The organism is uncultured Arthrobacter sp. (assembly GCF_947493765.1).
GTDB lineage: Bacteria > Actinomycetota > Actinomycetes > Actinomycetales > Micrococcaceae > Arthrobacter_D.
The window spans coordinates 20653-39327 of sequence record NZ_CANLSZ010000008.1 but is presented as its reverse complement, the minus strand read 5'-3'; the positions used below and the strand labels follow the sequence as shown (position 1 = coordinate 39327).

Sequence of the window (18675 nt, the reverse complement as noted above, 5' to 3'; positions counted from 1 at the left end):
CTCGCGCTCAGCGCACGGCGGGGCCGAGCCCGGCCAGGAGCTTCTGCGTGGACATCATCGCTCCGCCGAGCACCGCGGGCAGGCCCCCACCCGGATGCACCGAGGCTCCGACCCGCCAGAGCCAGGGGCGCAGCGGGTCCGCGTAGGGCGGCACGTGGAACGGGCCACTCATCCACACCGGGTGCACCGCCCCGTACAGGGCACCTCCGGCGGAGCCGCGCTCGCCGAAATACCCGGGGTCGAGGATCTCGTGGGACGCGAAATGGTCCTCGAGGGGCTCCTGCAGCCCCAGCACGCGTGTGGTCCGCTCGAGTTCGCGCCGCACGAACGGGTCCTCGAGGGAGTAGGTCCGGCCGTTGCCCGGAGCGGTGAGGAGCAGCGCCAGGGTGGCCGACGCGTTCGGATACACCTCGTGGGCCGGGTAGTAGTTGGCGAAGGCCATGGTCTGCTCGGGCTCCCTGCCCGCCTCGAGGGCCGCGTAGAGCTCCGCGGGGTCGTCGGGCATGATCACGCCGTGACGCGCCGTGCCCGCCGGCAGGGGCCGGGACAGCACCGCGTAGATCCCGACGGCGGAGCAGGTGAGCTTCCGCGGCGTCCTGGACGCGCGGCCACCCAGCAGGCCTGCCAGGCGGTGCGCGTCGAGGCCACTGACAACGGCGTCCGCCGGGTAGGTGCCCCGGTGCGTCACCACCCGGTGCCGCCCGATGCGCTGCGCCGATTCCGAGGTCCGGATCTCCACACCGGCGTCGAGCGCGATCCGTTCGAGGGCCAGCACCAGTTCGAAGATGCCACCCTCCGGGATCCAGACGCCGTCGTGGGCCATGATCGCCGGCATGCTGGCATAGAGCGCCGGTGTGCGGGTGGGGCTGACCCCGGCGTTGAGGGTGTGGATGGCGATGACCTCCCGCAGCCCGTCGGGCAGCCAGGCGAGGCTGTCCAGGTAGCTGCGCGTGGTCAGCCGCGGACCGTACAGGCCCGCCAGCCGTGCGAGCGCCGGGTACGAGCCCGCCTCCAGCGGGCCGGTGGTCAGCAACCGGGCCACGTCCGGACCGAGGATGCCGTGCTCGGCGGCGAAACGGGTCCAGGCCGCGTGCCAGGGGTGGCCCTCGGGGACGGGCAGCGAGCACTGCTCGCCACGGTAGAAGTAGGTCCCGACCTCCGCGAGCCGTTCCAGGCGCAGATCCGCGACCTCCGCGGCGCTCCGTGCGCCCCGCGGCCCTGCGGCATCGAGCCGGCGCAGGAGCTCGTCCCAGACGCCCGGGAACGTGAACAGGGACGGACCGGTGTCGGCCCGCTGCCCCGCCAGGTCGATGCGGCGACTCTTGCCGCCCACGCGGTCCGCTGCCTCCAGCACGGTCACGCGGTGCCCGGCACGTCCCAGCAGCGCGGCGGCCGTGAGACCGCCGATCCCCCCGCCGACGACGACGACGCGGCTCACGGCAGCAGATCCAGGGTGAGGGCGACGACGAGCTGGACCCCGGCGACCGTCCCGGCCACGTACGGGAACGCGATGGAGTACCGGTACAGGCGGTGCCCGGTCTCGGGCCGGGGATCCCGGGACAGGGCGAGCAGCAGGCCTCCGGCGATCACCGCGTTGACCACGGCGACCGGGATGTTGACGAGCGCGAAGCAGACGGTGGACGCGAGCCACCATGCACCGCTCCAGGCGACGACGCCGCGGGCGCCCAGCCGGACCGCCGTCGTCGTGATCCCCACCGATCTGTCCTCGTCGATGTCCTGGACGGCGTCGAACGTGTGCTTCGCGGCACTCCAGGCCATGAGGCCGAGGGCAGCCGCCCACACCGGAGCGTCCCCGAGCGCGTAGGGCACGATGACGAGCGGGAAGGCGTAGGCCGCGTTGCTGATCGAATCGAGATAGGGGCGGGCCTTGAAGCGCAGGGGCGGTGCGGAGTAGAAGACGAAGACGAGAGCGTAGGCCGCGATCCAGGCCAGGGCCGCCGGGGGCAGCGTCAGGGCGAACCAGACCAGGAACGGCACGTTGGCCACGAGCACCGAGATCCAGATGGCGCGCACCTCGGTGGCCCTGATCAGGGCGCCCTCGAGGGAGCCCTTGCGGGGGTTGAGGGCGTCGGTGTCCTGGTCGAAGATGTCGTTCACGCCGTAGATGAGCAGGTTGAACGGCAGCGTCAGCCAGATCAGGAGCACCAGGGCGTCGGCCCGCCACAGGCTCCCGGTGAGCCAGAGCCCGATCACGCCGGTCCCCAGGGCGTTGATCCACAGCACCGGCCTGGAGATGTGGACCATGCGCAGCGCTGCCGGCGCGGAACCTGCCTGGGGCACGGTCGATGTCCTCCTCGGACGGGCTGGGCACGCGCGCGTGGGGACCTCGGTCCCCCGTGCGCAGGATGGCACCAGCCTACGTGCTCCCGCCGACGCCGGAGCACCCGCAGGACGCCGCCGGTGCGGTCGGTCCGCACCGGCGGCCGGGCCCCCGGGGAGCGCGGCGACCGCTGAGTCTAGACTCGTGGGTGGGCCCGACGGCGTGCTCGCGATGGACCCAACCTCGTCGTAAGGAACCAGGACACATGAAGATCGGAATCCTCACCAGCGGGGGCGACTGCCCCGGACTGAACGCCGTCATCCGCGGCGCCGTGCTCAAGGGCATCAAGGTGCACGACCAGGAGTTCGTCGGCTTCCGCGACGGCTGGCGGGGCGTGGTCGAGGGCGACGTCATCGACCTGCCCCGTCACGCGGTGCGCGGTATCTCCAAGCAGGGCGGCACCATCCTCGGCACGTCCAGGACCAACCCCTTCGAGGGGAACGGCGGCGCAGAGGCCATCGCCGCGAACCTGGAGCGCCTGGGCATCGACGCGATCATCGCGATCGGTGGTGAGGGGACCCTGGCTGCGGCGAAGCGCCTCACGGATCTCGGGCTGAAGATCGTGGGCGTGCCCAAGACCGTCGACAACGACCTCGACGCCACCGACTACACGTTCGGGTTCGACACCGCCGTGCAGATCGCCACCGAGGCGATCGACAGGCTGCGCACCACGGGTGAGTCCCACAGCCGCTGCATGATCGCCGAGGTCATGGGCCGCCATGTCGGCTGGATCGCCCTGCACGCGGGCATGGCCTCCGGCGCCCACGCCATCCTGATGCCCGAGCAGCGGACCAGCATCGAGCAGATCACCGAGTGGGTGTCCATGGCGAACTCCCGCGGGCGCGCTCCCCTCGTCGTCGTCGCCGAGGGGTTCGTGCCCTCGCACCTGGAGCAGGCGCACTCCGAGCGCGGGCTCGACACCTTCGGCCGCCCCCGGCTGGGCGGTATCGCGGAGCAGCTCGCCCCCGAGATCGAGGCCCGTACCGGTATCGAGACCCGCGCCACGATCCTGGGCCACATCCAGCGCGGCGGCGTGCCGTCGTCGTTCGACCGCGTCCTGGCCACGCGCCTGGGCATGGCGGCGGTCGACTCCGTCATGGACGGACTCTGGGGCACCATGGTTGCGCTGGAGGGCACCGAGATCGTCCACGTGGGCTTCGAGGCGGCGCTCGGGAACCTCAAGCGGGTCCCGCAGCACCGCTACGACGAAGCCGCGATCCTGTTCGGATGAGCGAGCTGGAGCTCGAGACCGGCACGGTGGCCATCGTCCGCTTCGCCTGGGCCAGGCTGCTGGGGCTCGACGACGACGCGCTCGGCGACGGCAGCACGGACCGGCTCCGGCATGCCGACGACGACGCCACGGTGCTGACCTTCGTGACCCTCTTCGGCCGGGAGATCCTCTCCGGCCCCGGCTGGGCCGTGGACGCCGCCCGGGACCTCCCGGGAGCCGAGCTGAGGCAGCACTCCACGCTGCTCGCCCTCAGCCGCGACCACGGGGGCCGGGGACTCGGGGAGGCCCAGCTCTATTTCTGCGACACACTGCCTCACCTGGAGGGGGCGCCGGCCGTCGTGTCCTCCGAGGCGGCCCTCGTCCGTGCGCTCGAGCAGCGGTGCCCGCCCGACGACGTCGCCGAGGCGAACCTCGCGCGGATGGAGAACGCCGTCGTCCTCCTGGGCGAGGACACTCCGGAGGACGACGCCTCACCGACGCCGCTGGCCGGCGCGGGGTACGACCTCTGGGAAGGCATCCTGGCACACATGGCAGTCCTCACGCCGCCGGACAAGCGGGGCAGGGGTTACGCGCAACGCATCACCGCCGTCGCGGTCGAGGAGGCGATGGCCGCCGGGCTCGTGCCCCAGTGGCGTGCCCGCACCGACAACACCGCATCCCAGCGGACGGCGCGCAGGGCGGGCTTCGCGTACGCGGGCACCCAGACGTCGGTGGCCCTGCCCCGGGACTGAGCCCGGTACGGGATGCGCCGGTCCGGAGTCTTCGGTGCCGGTGCGGGGTCTTCGGTGCCCTGGAGCGTCATAGATCCGGGGTCTTCGGTGCCCTCAAGCGCGTGTCGGGACGCGACACACCGGGCATTGGCATCCCTGCTCGGGCAATCTCCCCGGATGTGTACCGTTCGACGCCGTATCGGTTCGAGGTCGCAGCAGTTCGAGGTCGCACCAATTCGAGGCCGCAGCAGTTCGAGGCCGCACCCGCGGCGGAACAATCACCACGACGGCGGCACAGACCCCGCGCGGCAGACGTGAGAGCTACCGGTCGAAGAGCTCCACCATCTCGGTCCGGCCGAACATCTCCGCCGTGGCGCGGGCAGAAGGCGTCCCCGCGTCGGGGTCCGCCCCGGCCGCCGCCAGCAGCTCCACCACGTCCGTGTAGCCCTTGAACACCGCGCCGGCGAGGGGCGTCTGACCGCGGTCGTTCGCCTGATCGACGGCGGAGCCGCGGCGGAGGAGGTCCTCGACGATCGCCGCATGTCCGTTGTAGGCCGCGAGCATGAGGAGGCTGTCCCCGGCCGCCGTCGTCAGGGTGATCGGCACCCCGGCGTCGAGATACCGCACCAGCATGCCGCTGTCCCCGTTCCGGGCGGCATCGAAGAGGGCGTGGGCCAGGGCGATGGCCGCTGCGGCGTCGTCGTTCTCGGTCGTGCTGGTGGTCCCGGTCGCGCGGTTTCTCCCGGCCGCGCCGTTGTCCTCGCCGGTCACGCCGTCGTTCCCGGCGCTCATCGCGGTGCCCGCAGGAAGCCGGTGGCCCGGCCCACGACCTGGCCGGCATCCGGGGTGACGATGACCTCCTGCGCGGCGGCGTAGGTCTCCTCGCCGTCCTGCACGAGCAGTGCGGCCGCCGGATCGACGGACCGCTTGAGGACGGCGAGAGCGATCGGGCCCATCTCGTAGTGGTGCGCCACGGAGGTGACCCTGCCCACGGTGCGTCCCTCGACGACGACGGCACTCCCTCCGGCGGGCAGGGTGTGCTGGCTGCCGTCGAGGTGGAGGAACGTCAGGCGGCGGGGTGGATGCCCCAGGTTGTGGACCCGCGCGATGGTCTCCTGCCCCTTGTAGCAGCCCTTCGCGAGGTGGACCGCGGTGCGCATCAGATCGAGTTCGTGCGGGATGGTCTTCTCGTCGGTCTCGAAGCCCGGACGGGGGCGCCATGCGGCGACCCGGAGGGCCTCGGCCGCGAGGGTACCGGCGAGCGCCAGACCCGTCGAGCTCACGGCGTCCTCGACGCCGTCGCGGGGTACGAGGTACTCGAACCACGGCCGCTCCGCACCGGGGTGCTCGTCGTCGGCGACGCCCGAGTAGGCGTATCCACCCACCCCGACGGACGGCCACGGGTCCTCCCACACGACCGTGTCGCCGAGACCGGGCAGGGCGCGCGTGGCACCGAGCACCGACCAGTCCTGCGACACATCGGTCACCTCGACGCGCAGCGTGAACTTCATCCTGTCCAGCCAGCCGGCCATCGGGGCTGCCTCGCCGCCCTCGGTGATCAGCCAGGTGGTGGCGCCGTCGTCCACCACGTGGGCCCAGTGCTCGATCCTGCCCTGCACGGTGAGCAGCAGCGTCTCCGAGCCCTGCCCCGGCTGCAGGCCGAGGAGCAGCTGGGAGGAGAGGGTGTTGAGCCAGCTGAGCCGGTCAGGACCGGAGATGGTGACCACGCCGCGCTGGGAGAGATCCACCACCGCCTGTCCGTCGGCGAGGAGCCGCTGCTCTCGGAAGGGGTCGCCGTAGTGGGAGGCGACGCCGGAATCGGCCCCACCGCCGGCCACGGCGCCGGGACGTTCCAGGAATGGGCTCTGTGAGGTCATATCCGTATAACGCCTTATGGGAGGGACTATTCCTCCGGCCGCCGGCCCGGGAGCCCGGGAGGTCCTGCGCCCGCTGCGGTCAGGAGGCCTTGCGCAGGATCGCGGAGGCGTGGGCCTCGAGGGATCCGCCGTCGGCCGCGACGTCCCAGCGCCAGTAGAGATCGCCCTCCACGAGGCCGAACAGGCGGGTGGCGGCGGTGTACTCCTTGGACTGCTGTCCGCGCATCACGAGGTCGGTGCTGAGCTGGACCTGCGGACCCTTGATGCTCCCGTAGTACAGCTCCGCGATACCGCCGGGGTGGACGACGGTGGCCGTGATGTCGAAGCCCCCGGCATCGTTGCGGAACTGCTCCACCTCGTCGGCCGTCTTCAGGGCCGGCACCATGTCGGCGGGCCTCAGCCCCGGTCCGACGTCGGCGTCGTTCAGCTTGCGGTCGAGCGCCCAGAAGCCCGTCTCGACGGACAGCGGCCGCAGGTGTACGTCGTGCTCGTCCACGAGCCATGATTCGGCGCTGTACCGGAGATAGGGCAGGCCGTTCTGGGTGAATTCGACCCGCTGGAAGAAGCGTTCCGATCCTGCGGTCCCTTCACCGAGCATGCCCGTACCCTCCCAGGTCCCGAGCAGCCAGGACAGGGGGACGAGCTCGGGCGTGAGGTCGGTGGGTAGATCGATCGACATGGGGAGTCCGGGCCGACCGGCTACTTCTGGCCCTTGTACAGGCGGGCGATCACGAGGGCTGCGAAACCCGCCATGCCGAGACCGGCGACGACCAGCAGCGAGATGAAGAAGATTTCAAGAGCGAGGATGGACATGCTGTCATCCTAACGTGCACCTCCGACAGCGCGGCAACGGATGTCCCGGGCGCCGCCCTCCCCCGGTGCGGGCCACGCGGGAGCTCCTCAGGCGAGGAAGAGACCGTCGAGGAAGTAGACGACGGCGCCGACGGCGAGCACGGGGGTGAGACCCGCGGAGACCGCGGCCAGCACCGGCAGCGGCGTCCCTCGCGCCACGAGGAGCCGCCGGGTCGCGGCGATCACCGCACCGCAGACCAGACCCACGACGGCCGCGGCGAGCGCCGGCACATCGGTGAAGAGCAGGGCACCCAGGGGGCCCGCGAGAGCGGCGAGGGCGACGGCGGCAGGAGCGATGAGGCGGTCCGGGAACGGCAGGAGGGACACGGCGATGGCCACCAGGATGCTGACGCCGGTCACGAGCGTCATGCCTGAATCGGTGGCGTTGGCGGTCAGTCGCTCGGTGGCGACCCAGCCCGAGCCCATCCCCACGGCGACCACCCCGGAGCTGGCCCCGAGCGTCGACTCGAGGCGGAAACTCTGGCCCGTACCCCGCACGAGCTGGATCATGAAGACGGCCCCGACGCCGAGCGCCACGCAGGCGGGGAACCATGCCAGGAAGGACGGAGCCGGGACGAGAGCGGTGAGGCTCACGGCGAGGAGTGCGCTGAGCCCGATCGCCGCGGACTGGCTCTTGCGCGCCGGCACGCCGAGGAGATGGGTCCAACCGATGGCGGCGAGGACGCACAGGGCTCCCACCGAGAGCGCCACAGCGGTCAGCGAGAGGTACGACGCCGCAACCACCAGGGCGGTGGCTCCGGCTGCCGCGACTGCCACACTCGTCCTCTTCACCCTGCAATACTGCCCTACGCGCAGGGGGCAAGGGACCATCCGCTCCCCGCCGGCGGACTGCGGCGTGGGGTACGTCACACGCCGGCGTCTATACTCGTGGGAGCGTGTCCCGCTTCTCACCGGGCAGGACGACGCCGTTGCCCGATGATGCGCACTCCTGATCCCTGCACACCCGACCCGTGCACTCCTGATCCATGGAGGACCCATGCCGCACATCCTCATGCTCACCAACAGCACCGGATCCTCCGTCGACGTCCTCCCCGCGCTCGAACTGCTCGACCACAGGGTGCACATCCTTCCCGCGGAGCCCGCGGCGCTCCTGACCACCGAACCCTGCGACGTCGTGCTGGTGGACGCCCGCGAGGACCTGCGCGGTGCGCGGTCCCTGACACTGCTCCTCCGGGCCACGGGACCGGGCGCACCGCTCGTCCTCGTGCTCACCGAGGGCGGCCTGGCTGCGGTGACGGCGGCCTGGGAAGCGGACGACGTCGTGCTGGACTCGGCCGGTCCGGCCGAGGTGGAGGCCCGGCTGCGGCTGGCCATCGGGCGCTCCCGGGCCGCGGTGAGGGAGACCGACACCGCCATCCGTGCCTCCGGCGTCGTGGTCGACGACGTCGGCTACACCGCGAAGGTGGACGGGGAACCCCTGAATCTGACGTACAAGGAGTTCGAGCTCCTGAAGTACCTCGTGCAGCATCCGGGACGGGTGTTCACGCGCGACCAGCTTCTCCAGGAGGTCTGGGGCTATGACTACTACGGCGGCTCACGCACGGTCGATGTGCACGTGCGGCGCCTGCGCGCGAAGCTCGGAGCCGACCACGAGCAGCTGATCGGCACCGTGCGCAACGTCGGGTACAGGTTCACGCGCAACCGCTCGGGCGAGGAACGCACGGCGGTGGGGCAGGACGCCTGACAAACGTCGGTCCGCTCACGGATGGGGCTTCACCGACCGGGCCCGGACACGGGCCGGAATCCGAACACCCACCCCGGACACGACGAAGCCCCCGCCGGCGGGCGGGGGCTTCATGACCGGACGAACCGGTTTCGTGGTGGAGGACATACGGGTCGAACGTATCGCGGGCACCCCACTGGTGCATCCCCCTCGAGCAGTTCACGACACTACCGCAGCCGCGGCCACGGGCCAAACCGGTGCCGCGGCGCGGGGACTAGGCTGGGCGCATGACGACCGCGCAGCATGCTCACACCTGGTCCATCGACAGGATCTCCGGCGCACCGGAGCAGGCCGTCCTCGGGGAGATCCTGGATCTCGCCTCCGCGGCCGCCGAGTCGGACGGCAATCGTCCCTTGTCCGAGCAGACACTCGTGACGCTCCGCGACCGTGAGGCCGGGGAGCGGCTGCTGGTCCTGACCGCGCGCGTCGCGGGCCACGAGGACAGCGACCTCGCAGGGGTCGCCGTGATCACCCGGGGCGAGGACGCAGCGGTCCTCGAACTCGTCGTCGGGCCGGACTGCCGCGGCGAGGGAGCCGGGACGGCGCTCATCGAGGGGGTCCTCGGGGAGGGCATCAGCGATCTGCGCGGCTGGTCGCACGGCAACCACTCGGCCGCGGCGGACCTCGCCGAGCGCTTCGGCTTCGAGCCGGTCCGCGAGCTGTGGCGCATGCGCCTGACCCGCGCCGCCGTCGAGGAATCGGTGCCCGCGCTCCGGTTGCCCGCGGGCGTGGCCCTCAGGTCCTTCGTCCGCGGGCAGGACGAGGACGCGTGGCTGGCCACCAATGCGGCCGCCTTCGCGGACCATCCGGAACAGGGCGCCACCACCCGCGCGGACCTCGAGGCACGCATGGACGAGGACTGGTTCGACGCCGACGGCTTCCTGCTCGCCGTCAGCGAGGAGGACGGACGGCTGCTGGGCTTCCACTGGACGAAGATCCACGCGGGAACCGGTGACCGGGCGGCGATGGGTGAGGTCTACGTGGTGGGCGTGGCGCCGGACGCGCAGGGCACGGGACTCGGCAAGGCCCTCACGATCGCGGGCATCGAGCATCTGCACGGCGCCGGGCTGCAGGCGATCATGCTGTACGTGGACGCGGACAACACGGCCGCCGTCGCGCTGTACCGGAAGCTCGGGTTCACGCGCTGGGACGTGGACGTGATGTACGCCGGCAAGGCGGCCTGAGCCACCTTGTAGTGTTTCATCGGGGCGCCCCTGCCGTTCGGAGCAGGAGACCCGCCCTGCCCGTGCCCGCTGCTGGAGGAGACGCAATGGATTCGAAGACCACCCGCCGCACCGCGTCGCTGTACGGCTCGTCCGAATCGACCCCCGCGCGGGCCACCCAGGACCGCATCGACATCCCGGACTTCCCGCCGAGCCTCGTGCCCGAGGGAGAGGTCGGCCCGGACCGTTTCCTGGACCGCGAGATCAGCTGGCTGGACTTCAACGCCCGGGTCCTCGAACTGGCCGAGGACCCGAATCTCTATCTGCTCGAGCGCATCAACTTCCTGTCCATCTTCGCGTCGAACCTCGACGAGTTCTTCATGGTGCGCGTGGCAGGGCTGAAGCGGCGCATCGCCACCGGACTCGCCGTGCCCTCGGCCGCCGGGCTCAGCCCCATCGAGCAGCTCGAGAAGATCATGCACGACGGCTACGTGCTGCAGCAGCGCCACGCCGCCGTGTTCACCGAGCACATCCGCCCCGCCCTCGCCCAGGAGCAGATCCACCTCACCTCGTGGGACGAGCTGGACGACGCAGCGCGGGCCGATCTGCACACGATGTTCGCCGAGAAGGTCTTCCCGATCCTCACGCCGCTCGCCGTGGACCCTGCGCACCCCTTCCCCTACATCTCCGGACTGTCGCTGAATCTCGCCGTCGTGGTGCGCAACCCGATCAGCGAGAAGGAGCTCTTCGCGCGCCTGAAGGTCCCCGACCAGCTCCCGCGCCTGGTGTCCGTCGACGGGCCCCGTGCGGGGAACGTCGCCGGACGGATCGCGCGCTTCATCCCGCTCGAGGAGGTCATCGCCGTCCACCTCGACCAGCTCTTCCCCGGGATGGAGGTGCTCGAGCACCACCTGTTCCGGGTCACGCGCAACGAGGACCTCGAGGTCGAGGAGGACGACGCCGAGAACCTGCTCCAGGCCCTCGAGAAGGAACTGCTGCGCCGCCGGTTCGGCCCGCCGGTCCGCCTCGAGGTGACGACGGACATCAACCCGAGCATCCGCGCGCTGCTCTCCCGCGAGCTCGGGGTGGAGGAGGACGAGGTCTACGCCCTCCCGGCCCCGCTGGACCTGCGCGGTCTCAGCGTCATCGCCGCGATCGACCGCGGCGACCTGCACTACCCCAAGCACGTCCCGCACACGAGCCGGCACCTGAACGAGAGCGAGACCTCCAAGGCCGCCAACGTCTTCGCCGCCATGCGCCGCCGGGACATCCTGCTGCACCACCCGTACGACTCCTTCTCGACGTCGGTCCAGGCCTTCCTCGAGCAGGCCGCAGCCGACCCCAAGGTCCAGGCCATCAAGCAGACGCTCTACCGGACGTCGGGCGACTCCCCCATCGTCGACGCGCTGATCGACGCCGCCGAGGCGGGCAAGCAGGTCCTGGCCCTGGTGGAGATCAAGGCGCGCTTCGACGAGCAGGCCAACATCTCCTGGGCACGGAAGCTCGAGCAGGCCGGCGTCCACGTGGTGTACGGGATCGTGGGCCTGAAGACGCACTGCAAGCTCTCGCTCGTGGTGCGGCAGGAGATCAACGGGCTGCGGCGGTACTGCCACATCGGCACGGGCAACTACCACCCGCGCACCGCGAGGTACTACGAGGACCTGGGCCTGCTCACCGCGAACGACCAGGTGGGCCTGGACCTGTCGCGCCTGTTCAACCAGCTCTCCGGGTACGCACCGAAGTCCACCTTCAAGCGGCTCCTCGTGGCGCCGCGGTCCGTCCGCTCGGGCCTGATGGAGCGGATCGAGCAGGAGATCACGAACAGCCGGGCGGGTCTGCCGGCGCGTGTGGTGATCAAGGTCAACTCCATCGTGGACGAGGCGATCATCGATTCGCTGTACCGCGCCTCGCAGGCCGGCGTCGCGGTGGACGTGATCGTGCGCGGCATCTGCTCCGTGCGCCCCGGTGTTCCCGGCCTGAGCGAGAACGTGACGGTACGCTCAGTCCTCGGCCGCTTCCTGGAGCACTCACGGGTCTTCGCCTTCGCGAACGGGGGTGAGCCGGCGGTCTTCATCGGCTCGGCCGACATGATGCACCGCAACCTGGACCGCCGGGTCGAGGCCCTGGTACAGCTCAGCGCCCCGGAGGACATCTCCTACCTGATGAATCTCATGGACCGCTACATGGATCCGTCCGTCTCCAGCTGGCACCTCGACGAGACCGGGTGCTGGACCCGTCACCACCGCGACGACGAGGGCGTGCCCCTCGAGGACATCCAGTCGTGGCTGCTCGCCTCCAGGACCCGTCAGCAAGCGGTGTCGCGCCGCTGATGGCCTCCTCGACGAAAGACCCGGCCTCCGGCATGCCGTCGGGCGACCCCGCCGTGATCGCTGCCGGCACCCTGTGCTGGCGGATCGAGAAGAGTCGGCTCGAGGTCCTGCTCATCCACCGGCCGCGCTACGGGGACTGGTCCTGGCCCAAGGGCAAGCTCGACGAGGGCGAGACCACGCCGGAGTGCGCGGTCCGCGAGACCTTCGAGGAGGTGGGTCTCCAGGTCGAGCTTGGGATCCCGCTCGCGACGATCCGGTATGCGGTGAACTCGGGGGAGAAGGTCGTCCAGTACTGGGCGGCAGGCATCCGGCGCCTCTCCCCCGTCCCGGACGGCAAGGAGGTCGACCGCGTGGAGTGGGTGACCCCGCAGAAGGCCCGCACCATGCTGAGCAACCCCTCCGACGTCGAACCCCTGGACGCCCTCGTCGAGGCGCACGACTCCGACGACCTCCAGACGTGGCCGGTGATCGTGGTGCGGCACGCGAAGGCGAAACCCCGCTCCTCCTGGAGCCTGGCCGAGGGCGACCGCCCGCTCGCAGCCACCGGCAGGCGGCAGTCCGTCGCGGTGAGCCGCCTGCTGCAGGCGTGGAATCCGGAGCGGGTGATCAGCAGTCCGTGGGTGCGCTGCGTCCAGACCGTCTCGCCCTATGTGAACCGGCGCAGCGCCAAGCTCAAGCTCGTGGACGCCCTGACCGAGCGCGACGCCGCGCGGAAGCCCGGACGGACCAGGGCCGCCGTCGAGCGCGTGCTCGACAAGCGCCGTCCCGTGGCGATCTGCACGCACCGCCCCGTCCTGCCGCTGGTCTTCGACGTCCTGGAGGACCACCTGACGAAGCGCCTGCGGGCCCTCCTTCCCACCGAGGACCCCTATCTGGCGCCCGGCGAGGCCCTGATCTGCCAGGTCAGCAGCGCCGACCCCGGGCGGATCGTGTCCGTGGAGCAGTACCGGGCGTACGACGACTAGAGCCTCGGGGCTTGACGCCGCACTGCCGGTGTCGAAAGCTTGGGGGAGCATCCGGGGGGGAGAGACGATGACCACAACCGGGATTGTCGTGTCGACGGGCGTGGATCTCCTCATAGGCGCCCTCCCGGTGTACGCGGTGCTTCGCCTGGCGCTCCGCACCGGCCGACCGGAGAGACCCCCGATGCGCGCGGCCAGGCGCCATGCGATGGTGGCGGCCTTCCTCGCCCTCGCGGCCGGTGGCGTCCTCGGGCCCCCACCCCTGCACGCGTTGGCCACGCCCTGGCCGCCTGCGTCCGGGGCAGCCCGGGGTGCAGTGTTCTCCCTGGACCTGACCGACACCCTGACGCCCCTCCTCTCGATCGTCGGCATCTATCTGATCGCGCAGTTCACCGGTCCGCGATGCGCCGGAGATCACGACGCCGACCGGAGGGCGAGGCACGTGCGCGAGTACCTGCCGCGCTACCTGACGGCGTTCACGGGGATGCTGGTGCTGGTCGGCTTCGCCGCGATCGCCCTGACGGTGCCCGTTTCCCCCCTCGACCCGCAGGACGCTCCGGTCGGGGGGTTCGCCCCCTCCACCTCGCGCGTCCCGGGACCCTACTTCGCCTCGATCGCCGGCATCTCCTACACCATGCTGATCGTCGGCGTGGTCCTGACCCTGCAGGTGATCGTGCGCCGTCGGCGTGTGGCCGCCCTCACGCAGATGGAGGACATCATCATGCGCGGCGTGTTCGTCAACCGCCTGCTGCGGACCACGGCCCTGGTCACGGTGCTGGTGGTGGGCGCCTGCCTGGAGTTCGCGGCTCCGCCGAGCGCAGGGCCGGCCTGGGACCCTCTCCGCTTCGGAGTGGGACTTCTCTCGGTGACGACCCTCCTCATGGTCATCGCGGCCCGGCCACGCTTCGAGCCTCCCCACCTCCCCGACGCGGACCGGCCCCCGGCACCCGCCGGGTCGCTCCCACGAGCCCGGAGCCTGGTCGGCAGCGGGCAACGCATCGGCTACGCGGTGTGGTGTCTCGGCGTCGTGCCGCTGCTGTTCTCCCTCGGTGTGCCACTGGGTGGCCCGCTGCAGCTCGGCATGCTGACCGTTGCCTATCTCGCGTTCCTCGGTGTCCAGCTGTGGGCCGAGGTGATCCTGCTGCGGAACCACGGGCTGCCGTCGGCTCAGCGCGTCCGGCCGCGACTGCCGGCGGCGCTCCTTGCGCTCGGCGTCCCGGCACTCGTGATGGTGATCGGCACGGCCTGGCTGGCGCTCTGGGTGGGGTCGCTGCCGGGTGCGTCGACCCTGACCGCTCCCTGGTGGGTGTCCTTCGCCCTGCTCCTGACCGGCTCCGTCGCCGTGCTGTTTCTCACGCTGACCCGGCCTCGGCTGCGTCTAGCTTCCGAGACCGAGGACCGGTCCCTGCGCGCGGCGGTGGCGGCGCGCACCCTGCTCATGACCGTCTCCGGCATGCTCGCCCTCGCTGCCTTCGTCCTCTCGGACAATCGTGCGGCCCTGGTGCCGGACGACGCCCTCATGCAGGCAGTGCCCTATTCTCCGGGAGCGGGCCAGCTCAGCGCCCTCGTGATCGCCCTGTTCCTCGCCGCCGTCGTCGTCGCGGTGCTGCCCGTGAGGTCACCCGGAGCCAGGCGCCCGGTGGCTCCGGAGCAGGTGTCGGCGTCGTGAGCACCTGTCCCGCCGATCGCTAGACTGTCCGGGTGAACACTCCCCTCCCCACGCCGTACGAGGACCTGCTGCGCGACGTCATGGACAACGGCATCGCCAAGAGTGACCGGACGGGCACCGGCACGCGGAGTGTCTTCGGGCGCCAGCTGCGCTTCGACCTGACCGAGTCCTTCCCCCTGATCACCACCAAGCGCGTGCACTTCAAGTCCGTGGCGCTCGAGCTGCTCTGGTTCCTCCGCGGCGACTCGAATGTCCGTTGGCTCCAGGAACGCGGTGTCTCCATCTGGAACGAGTGGGCGGACGACGACGGCGAGCTCGGCCCGGTCTACGGCGTCCAGTGGCGCTCGTGGCCCACGCCCGACGGCGGCCACATCGACCAGATCGCGCAGGTGGTCGAGGCGCTGAAGGACACACCCGATTCGCGGCGCCACCTCGTCTCGGCATGGAACGTGTCCGAACTGGAGTCCATGGCCCTGCCCCCGTGCCACGTCTTCTTCCAGTTCTACGTGAGCCCCGGCGTCGACGGCGCGCCCGGCAGGCTCTCCTGCCAGCTGTACCAGCGCTCCGCCGACACCTTCCTCGGCGTACCGTTCAACATCGCCTCCTACGCCCTGCTGACCCTCATGGTGGCCCAGCAGACCGGTCTGGAGCCCGGCGAGTTCATCTGGACCGGCGGCGACGTGCACGTGTACGACAACCACGTGGAGCAGGTCCGCGAGCAGCTCTCCCGCACGCCCTACCCCTACCCGCGCCTGGAGCTGGCCCGGAAACCCGCGAGCATCTTCGACTACACCCTGGAGGACTTCGCCGTGATCGACTACCGGCACCACCCCACCATCAAGGCACCGGTGGCCGTATGAGTGCAGCGGCCGACAGCCTGAGCGTGCCCGACGCCGTCGGGTCCTCCCCCGTGATCGGCATGATCTGGGCGCAGACCGAGGCCGGCGTGATCGGTCGGGACGGCGGAATCCCCTGGCACGTGCCCGAGGACATGGCGCACTTCAAGGCCACCACCATCGGCCATCCCGTGATCATGGGCCGCCGTACGTGGGAGTCCTTTCCGGAGAGATTCCGGCCGCTGCCCGACCGCACCAATATCGTCATCTCCGGCTCCGAACCCGGTGCGTTCCCGGGCGCCGTCGTCGTCGGATCCCTCGAGGCCGCCATCGAGGCCGCCGGGGCGAGCCCGGGAGCGGAGGAGATCTGGATCATCGGGGGCGGACAGGTCTACGCCGACGCCATGGCGCTGGCCAACGCCGCACTCGTCACCGTCATCGAGTCAGCCGAGGACGGCGACACGATGGCGCCGTCCCTCGACGCCGACTGGGCGCTCGCCGCACTCACCCCCGAGACGGGCTGGCTGGAGTCCTCGAGCGGCTCCCGGTACCGCATCAGCCTCTGGACCCGCCGGCCGTAGCCGCGCCGTCGTCCGGCCCCGGTCGAAATCCGTCAGTGCCCGGCCCTCCGTCCCTCCGTCATAAGGAGGGTAGGACCGGGCGTCACGCCTAAGCTGGTGCCCATGACTTCAGTACCCGCGACCTCCGCCCTGCCGTCCGTCGGGTTCGTCGGCTGGCGCGGCATGGTGGGCTCCGTCCTCATGCAGCGCCTCCAGGACGAGAACGACTTCGACCGCATCAACCCGATCTTCTTCTCCACGTCCGCTGCCGGTGGTGCCCCGCCGTCGTTCGCCGACGGTGCCGGGGTGCTGCAGGACGCGTACGACGTCGAGACCCTGGCCACCCTGCCGATCATCGTGACCGCCCAGGGCGGCGACTACACCGCAGAGGTCCATCCCCGGCTGCGTGCCGCCGGGTGGGACGGGCTCTGGCTCGATGCCGCGTCGACGCTGCGGATGGACGAGCAGAGCGTGATCGTGCTCGACCCGGTCAACCGGTCCGTCATCGACGCAGGCCTCGCAGGCGGTGTCCGCGATTTCGTCGGCGGGAACTGCACCGTCTCCTGCATGCTCATGGGTCTGGGCGGGCTCTTCCGCAACGGCCTCGTGGAGTGGGGCACCTCCATGACCTACCAGGCGGCGTCGGGTGGAGGCGCCCGGCACATGCGTGAGCTGCTGAGCCAGTTCGGCGCCCTCCACAGCAGTGTGGCCGTGAATCTCGACGACCCCGCCTCGGCGATCCTCGACATCGACCGGGCCATCCTCGCGAAACAGCGCCACCCGAGCCTCGACGCCACGCAGTTCGGGGTGCCGCTCGCCGGGTCCGTGATCCCGTGGATCGATGCGGATCTCGGCAACGGGCAGTCGAAGGAGGAATGGAAGGCCGGAGCGGAGACGAACAAGATCCTCGGGACGGACACGCGCATCCCCTTCGACGGCCTGTGCGTCCGCGTCGGCTCCATGCGCTCGCACTCCCAGGCCCTGACCCTGAAGCTCACGCAGGATCTGCCCGTCGACGAGATCGAGGAGATCATCGCGGCCGACAACGAATGGGTCCGGGTCATCCCGAACACGAAGGTCGATACCGTGGCCGGTCTCACCCCCATTGCGGCCACGGGCTCGCTGGAGATCCCGGTGGGCCGCATCCGCAAGCTCGAGATGGGGCCGGAGTACATCAGCGCCTTCACCGTGGGGGACCAGCTGCTGTGGGGAGCGGCAGAACCGCTGCGCCGCATGCTGCTGATCGCGACCGGGAACCTCTAGGCGGCCGGACCGACGGAACGCGGGCCGGTCCGTACTTCGAGGCAGCCGGGCCGGCACGGGACTGTGCACCGAGGCCCGCAGGGCGATGACGTCATCCGGGCGGCCGTGGACCCGAAGCTGCAGGGCCGCCGAGGATGCGGCGTCGGCGCCTCGCACCGGTCCTGGTGGCCCGGCCACCTGAAGTTCCGCCACGGCTCCTGGAGCAAAAGGTCGGTGGGCAGCGGCAGGATGACCGCATGGATCCCGTGAACGCAGACACCATCCTTCGGCGCTTCTTCGCGTCGAGTTCCCACGTCCGTCATCCGGAGAGTCTGCTGCGCTACGAACGGGTCCAGGACCACCTCCGGGTATATCTCGAGGACAGCGCCCGGACCCGGTTGACCGTCGAGGACCAGGACCTGCTCGCCCTCGAACGCCAGTTCGGGACGGCCTGCCCCTTCTCCCAGGTCATGGGTGCACCGGCGCTGCTGCATGCGTTGCCCGATTTCCTCGCACAGCCGCACCTCCTGCCCGACTTCCACGATCGGCTCGCCCAGATCAGCGTCGCTTCGCGCCTGGCCCAGTGGTTGTGCTCCCGCCAGCTCGTCGAGCGCGAGTTGAGCTGGGACGACGTCGTCCTCACCCGGGCCGCCGCTGAGCAGGCCCGCCGCACCCCCGCGATCTAGCCCTACGGCCGGTCCGTCGGAGTGCGGGTGGCGTATTCCGTGCGGTGGCGCGCCTGTCGGAGCTCTCGTTCCCCCCTGCACGACCCCCGATGCCGGGGTGGGGTGATGGAGGGGCTCCGATCCCACCCATCGACGCCCATCGCTGGGGAGGACCAGTGGGAGGGCGCTCCTTCCCACTGCACAACCCCGAACGCTGGGATAGAGCGCTCACCCCCACCCAATGGCCTCGACCAGTGGGAGGGAGCGGCGGAAGGAACAGCGGAGGACCTTCGATCCCACCGCAGGGTCCCCAACGCTGGGAGGGAGCGGTGAAGGACCTTCGATCCCACTGCACAACCCCGAATGCTGGGATTGAACGCTCACCCCCACCCCATGGCCGCGACCAGTGGGAGGGAGCGGCGGAAGGAACAGCGGAGGACCTTCGATCCCACTGCAGGACCCCGAGCGCTGGGAGGGAGCGGTGAAGGACCTC

The 18675-nt window shown here is 70.7% G+C and carries 17 protein-coding genes; 11 read left to right on the top strand and 6 right to left on the bottom strand.

Annotated features, from left to right (window positions below):
- Positions 1-7 precede the first annotated feature (7 nt).
- Both Q0747_RS11585 and Q0747_RS11580 read right to left on the bottom strand, forming a co-directional pair.
- On the bottom strand, positions 8-1438 hold the full coding sequence (locus Q0747_RS11585) for an NAD(P)/FAD-dependent oxidoreductase (protein ID WP_298254784.1): 1431 nt from the start codon (positions 1436-1438) through the stop codon (positions 8-10).
- On the bottom strand, positions 1435-2301 hold the full coding sequence (locus Q0747_RS11580) for a UbiA family prenyltransferase (RefSeq protein WP_298254782.1): 867 nt from the start codon (positions 2299-2301) through the stop codon (positions 1435-1437). Before Q0747_RS11580 ends, Q0747_RS11585 begins: the two co-directional genes overlap by 4 nt.
- A 245-nt stretch (positions 2302-2546) precedes the next feature.
- Here Q0747_RS11580 and Q0747_RS11575 point away from each other — a divergent pair, with 245 nt between their 5' ends.
- Positions 2547-3572, top strand: coding sequence for a 6-phosphofructokinase (locus tag Q0747_RS11575; protein ID WP_298254780.1), 1026 nt, complete (start codon positions 2547-2549; stop codon positions 3570-3572).
- Positions 3569-4303 (top strand): GNAT family N-acetyltransferase, encoded by a 735-nt coding sequence (locus Q0747_RS11570; RefSeq protein WP_298254778.1) that lies wholly within the window; start codon positions 3569-3571, stop codon positions 4301-4303. Before Q0747_RS11575 ends, Q0747_RS11570 begins: the two co-directional genes overlap by 4 nt.
- A gap of 300 nt (positions 4304-4603) precedes the next feature.
- Here the strand turns inward: Q0747_RS11570 and Q0747_RS11565 are convergent, their stop codons facing one another.
- The 4 genes from Q0747_RS11565 to Q0747_RS11550 form a co-directional block, all read right to left on the bottom strand.
- Positions 4604-5074: an ankyrin repeat domain-containing protein gene (locus tag Q0747_RS11565; protein WP_298254776.1), complete on the bottom strand. Its 471-nt coding sequence runs from the start codon at positions 5072-5074 to the stop codon at positions 4604-4606.
- Positions 5071-6159 (bottom strand): folate-binding protein YgfZ, encoded by a 1089-nt coding sequence (locus tag Q0747_RS11560; RefSeq protein ID WP_298254774.1) that lies wholly within the window; start codon positions 6157-6159, stop codon positions 5071-5073. Before Q0747_RS11560 ends, Q0747_RS11565 begins: the two co-directional genes overlap by 4 nt.
- A gap of 79 nt (positions 6160-6238) precedes the next feature.
- Positions 6239-6838 (bottom strand): FABP family protein, encoded by a 600-nt coding sequence (locus Q0747_RS11555; RefSeq protein WP_298254772.1) that lies wholly within the window; start codon positions 6836-6838, stop codon positions 6239-6241.
- Between the two features lie 221 nt (positions 6839-7059).
- On the bottom strand, positions 7060-7788 hold the full coding sequence (locus Q0747_RS11550) for a hypothetical protein (RefSeq protein WP_298254770.1): 729 nt from the start codon (positions 7786-7788) through the stop codon (positions 7060-7062).
- A gap of 220 nt (positions 7789-8008) precedes the next feature.
- On the opposite strand from Q0747_RS11550, the gene Q0747_RS11545 reads away from it, so the two are divergent.
- From Q0747_RS11545 to Q0747_RS11505, 9 genes are all read left to right on the top strand, one after another.
- Entirely contained in the window at positions 8009-8716 is a 708-nt protein-coding gene (locus Q0747_RS11545) for a response regulator transcription factor (protein ID WP_298254769.1), read from the top strand.
- Positions 8717-8982: 266 nt separating this feature from the next.
- Positions 8983-9939, top strand: a complete 957-nt coding sequence (mshD, locus tag Q0747_RS11540) for a mycothiol synthase (protein ID WP_298254767.1) — start codon at positions 8983-8985, stop codon at positions 9937-9939.
- Between the two features lie 86 nt (positions 9940-10025).
- Positions 10026-12248, top strand: coding sequence for an RNA degradosome polyphosphate kinase (locus Q0747_RS11535; protein ID WP_298254765.1), 2223 nt, complete (start codon positions 10026-10028; stop codon positions 12246-12248).
- Positions 12248-13213 (top strand): NUDIX hydrolase, encoded by a 966-nt coding sequence (locus Q0747_RS11530; protein WP_298254763.1) that lies wholly within the window; start codon positions 12248-12250, stop codon positions 13211-13213. Before Q0747_RS11535 ends, Q0747_RS11530 begins: the two co-directional genes overlap by 1 nt.
- A gap of 67 nt (positions 13214-13280) precedes the next feature.
- Positions 13281-14879 (top strand): hypothetical protein, encoded by a 1599-nt coding sequence (locus tag Q0747_RS11525; protein WP_298254761.1) that lies wholly within the window; start codon positions 13281-13283, stop codon positions 14877-14879.
- An 80-nt stretch (positions 14880-14959) separates the two neighbouring features.
- A complete protein-coding gene (locus Q0747_RS11520) occupies positions 14960-15739 on the top strand; it encodes a thymidylate synthase (RefSeq protein ID WP_298254933.1) in 780 nt (259 codons plus the stop codon).
- Complete coding sequence (locus Q0747_RS11515; RefSeq protein ID WP_298254760.1) at positions 15736-16296, top strand: dihydrofolate reductase; 561 nt, start codon at positions 15736-15738, stop codon at positions 16294-16296. The genes Q0747_RS11520 and Q0747_RS11515 overlap by 4 nt, the downstream gene beginning before the upstream one ends.
- 102 nt (positions 16297-16398) lie before the next feature.
- The gene (asd, locus tag Q0747_RS11510) at positions 16399-17538 is read left to right on the top strand and encodes an aspartate-semialdehyde dehydrogenase (RefSeq protein ID WP_298254758.1); all 1140 of its coding nucleotides are present in this window, start codon (positions 16399-16401) and stop codon (positions 17536-17538) included.
- 236 nt (positions 17539-17774) lie between these two features.
- Positions 17775-18203 carry a hypothetical protein gene (locus tag Q0747_RS11505; RefSeq protein WP_298254756.1) on the top strand — a complete coding sequence of 143 codons (429 nt, stop codon included), beginning with the start codon at positions 17775-17777 and terminating at the stop codon, positions 18201-18203.
- The last annotated feature ends 472 nt before the right edge of the window (positions 18204-18675 follow it).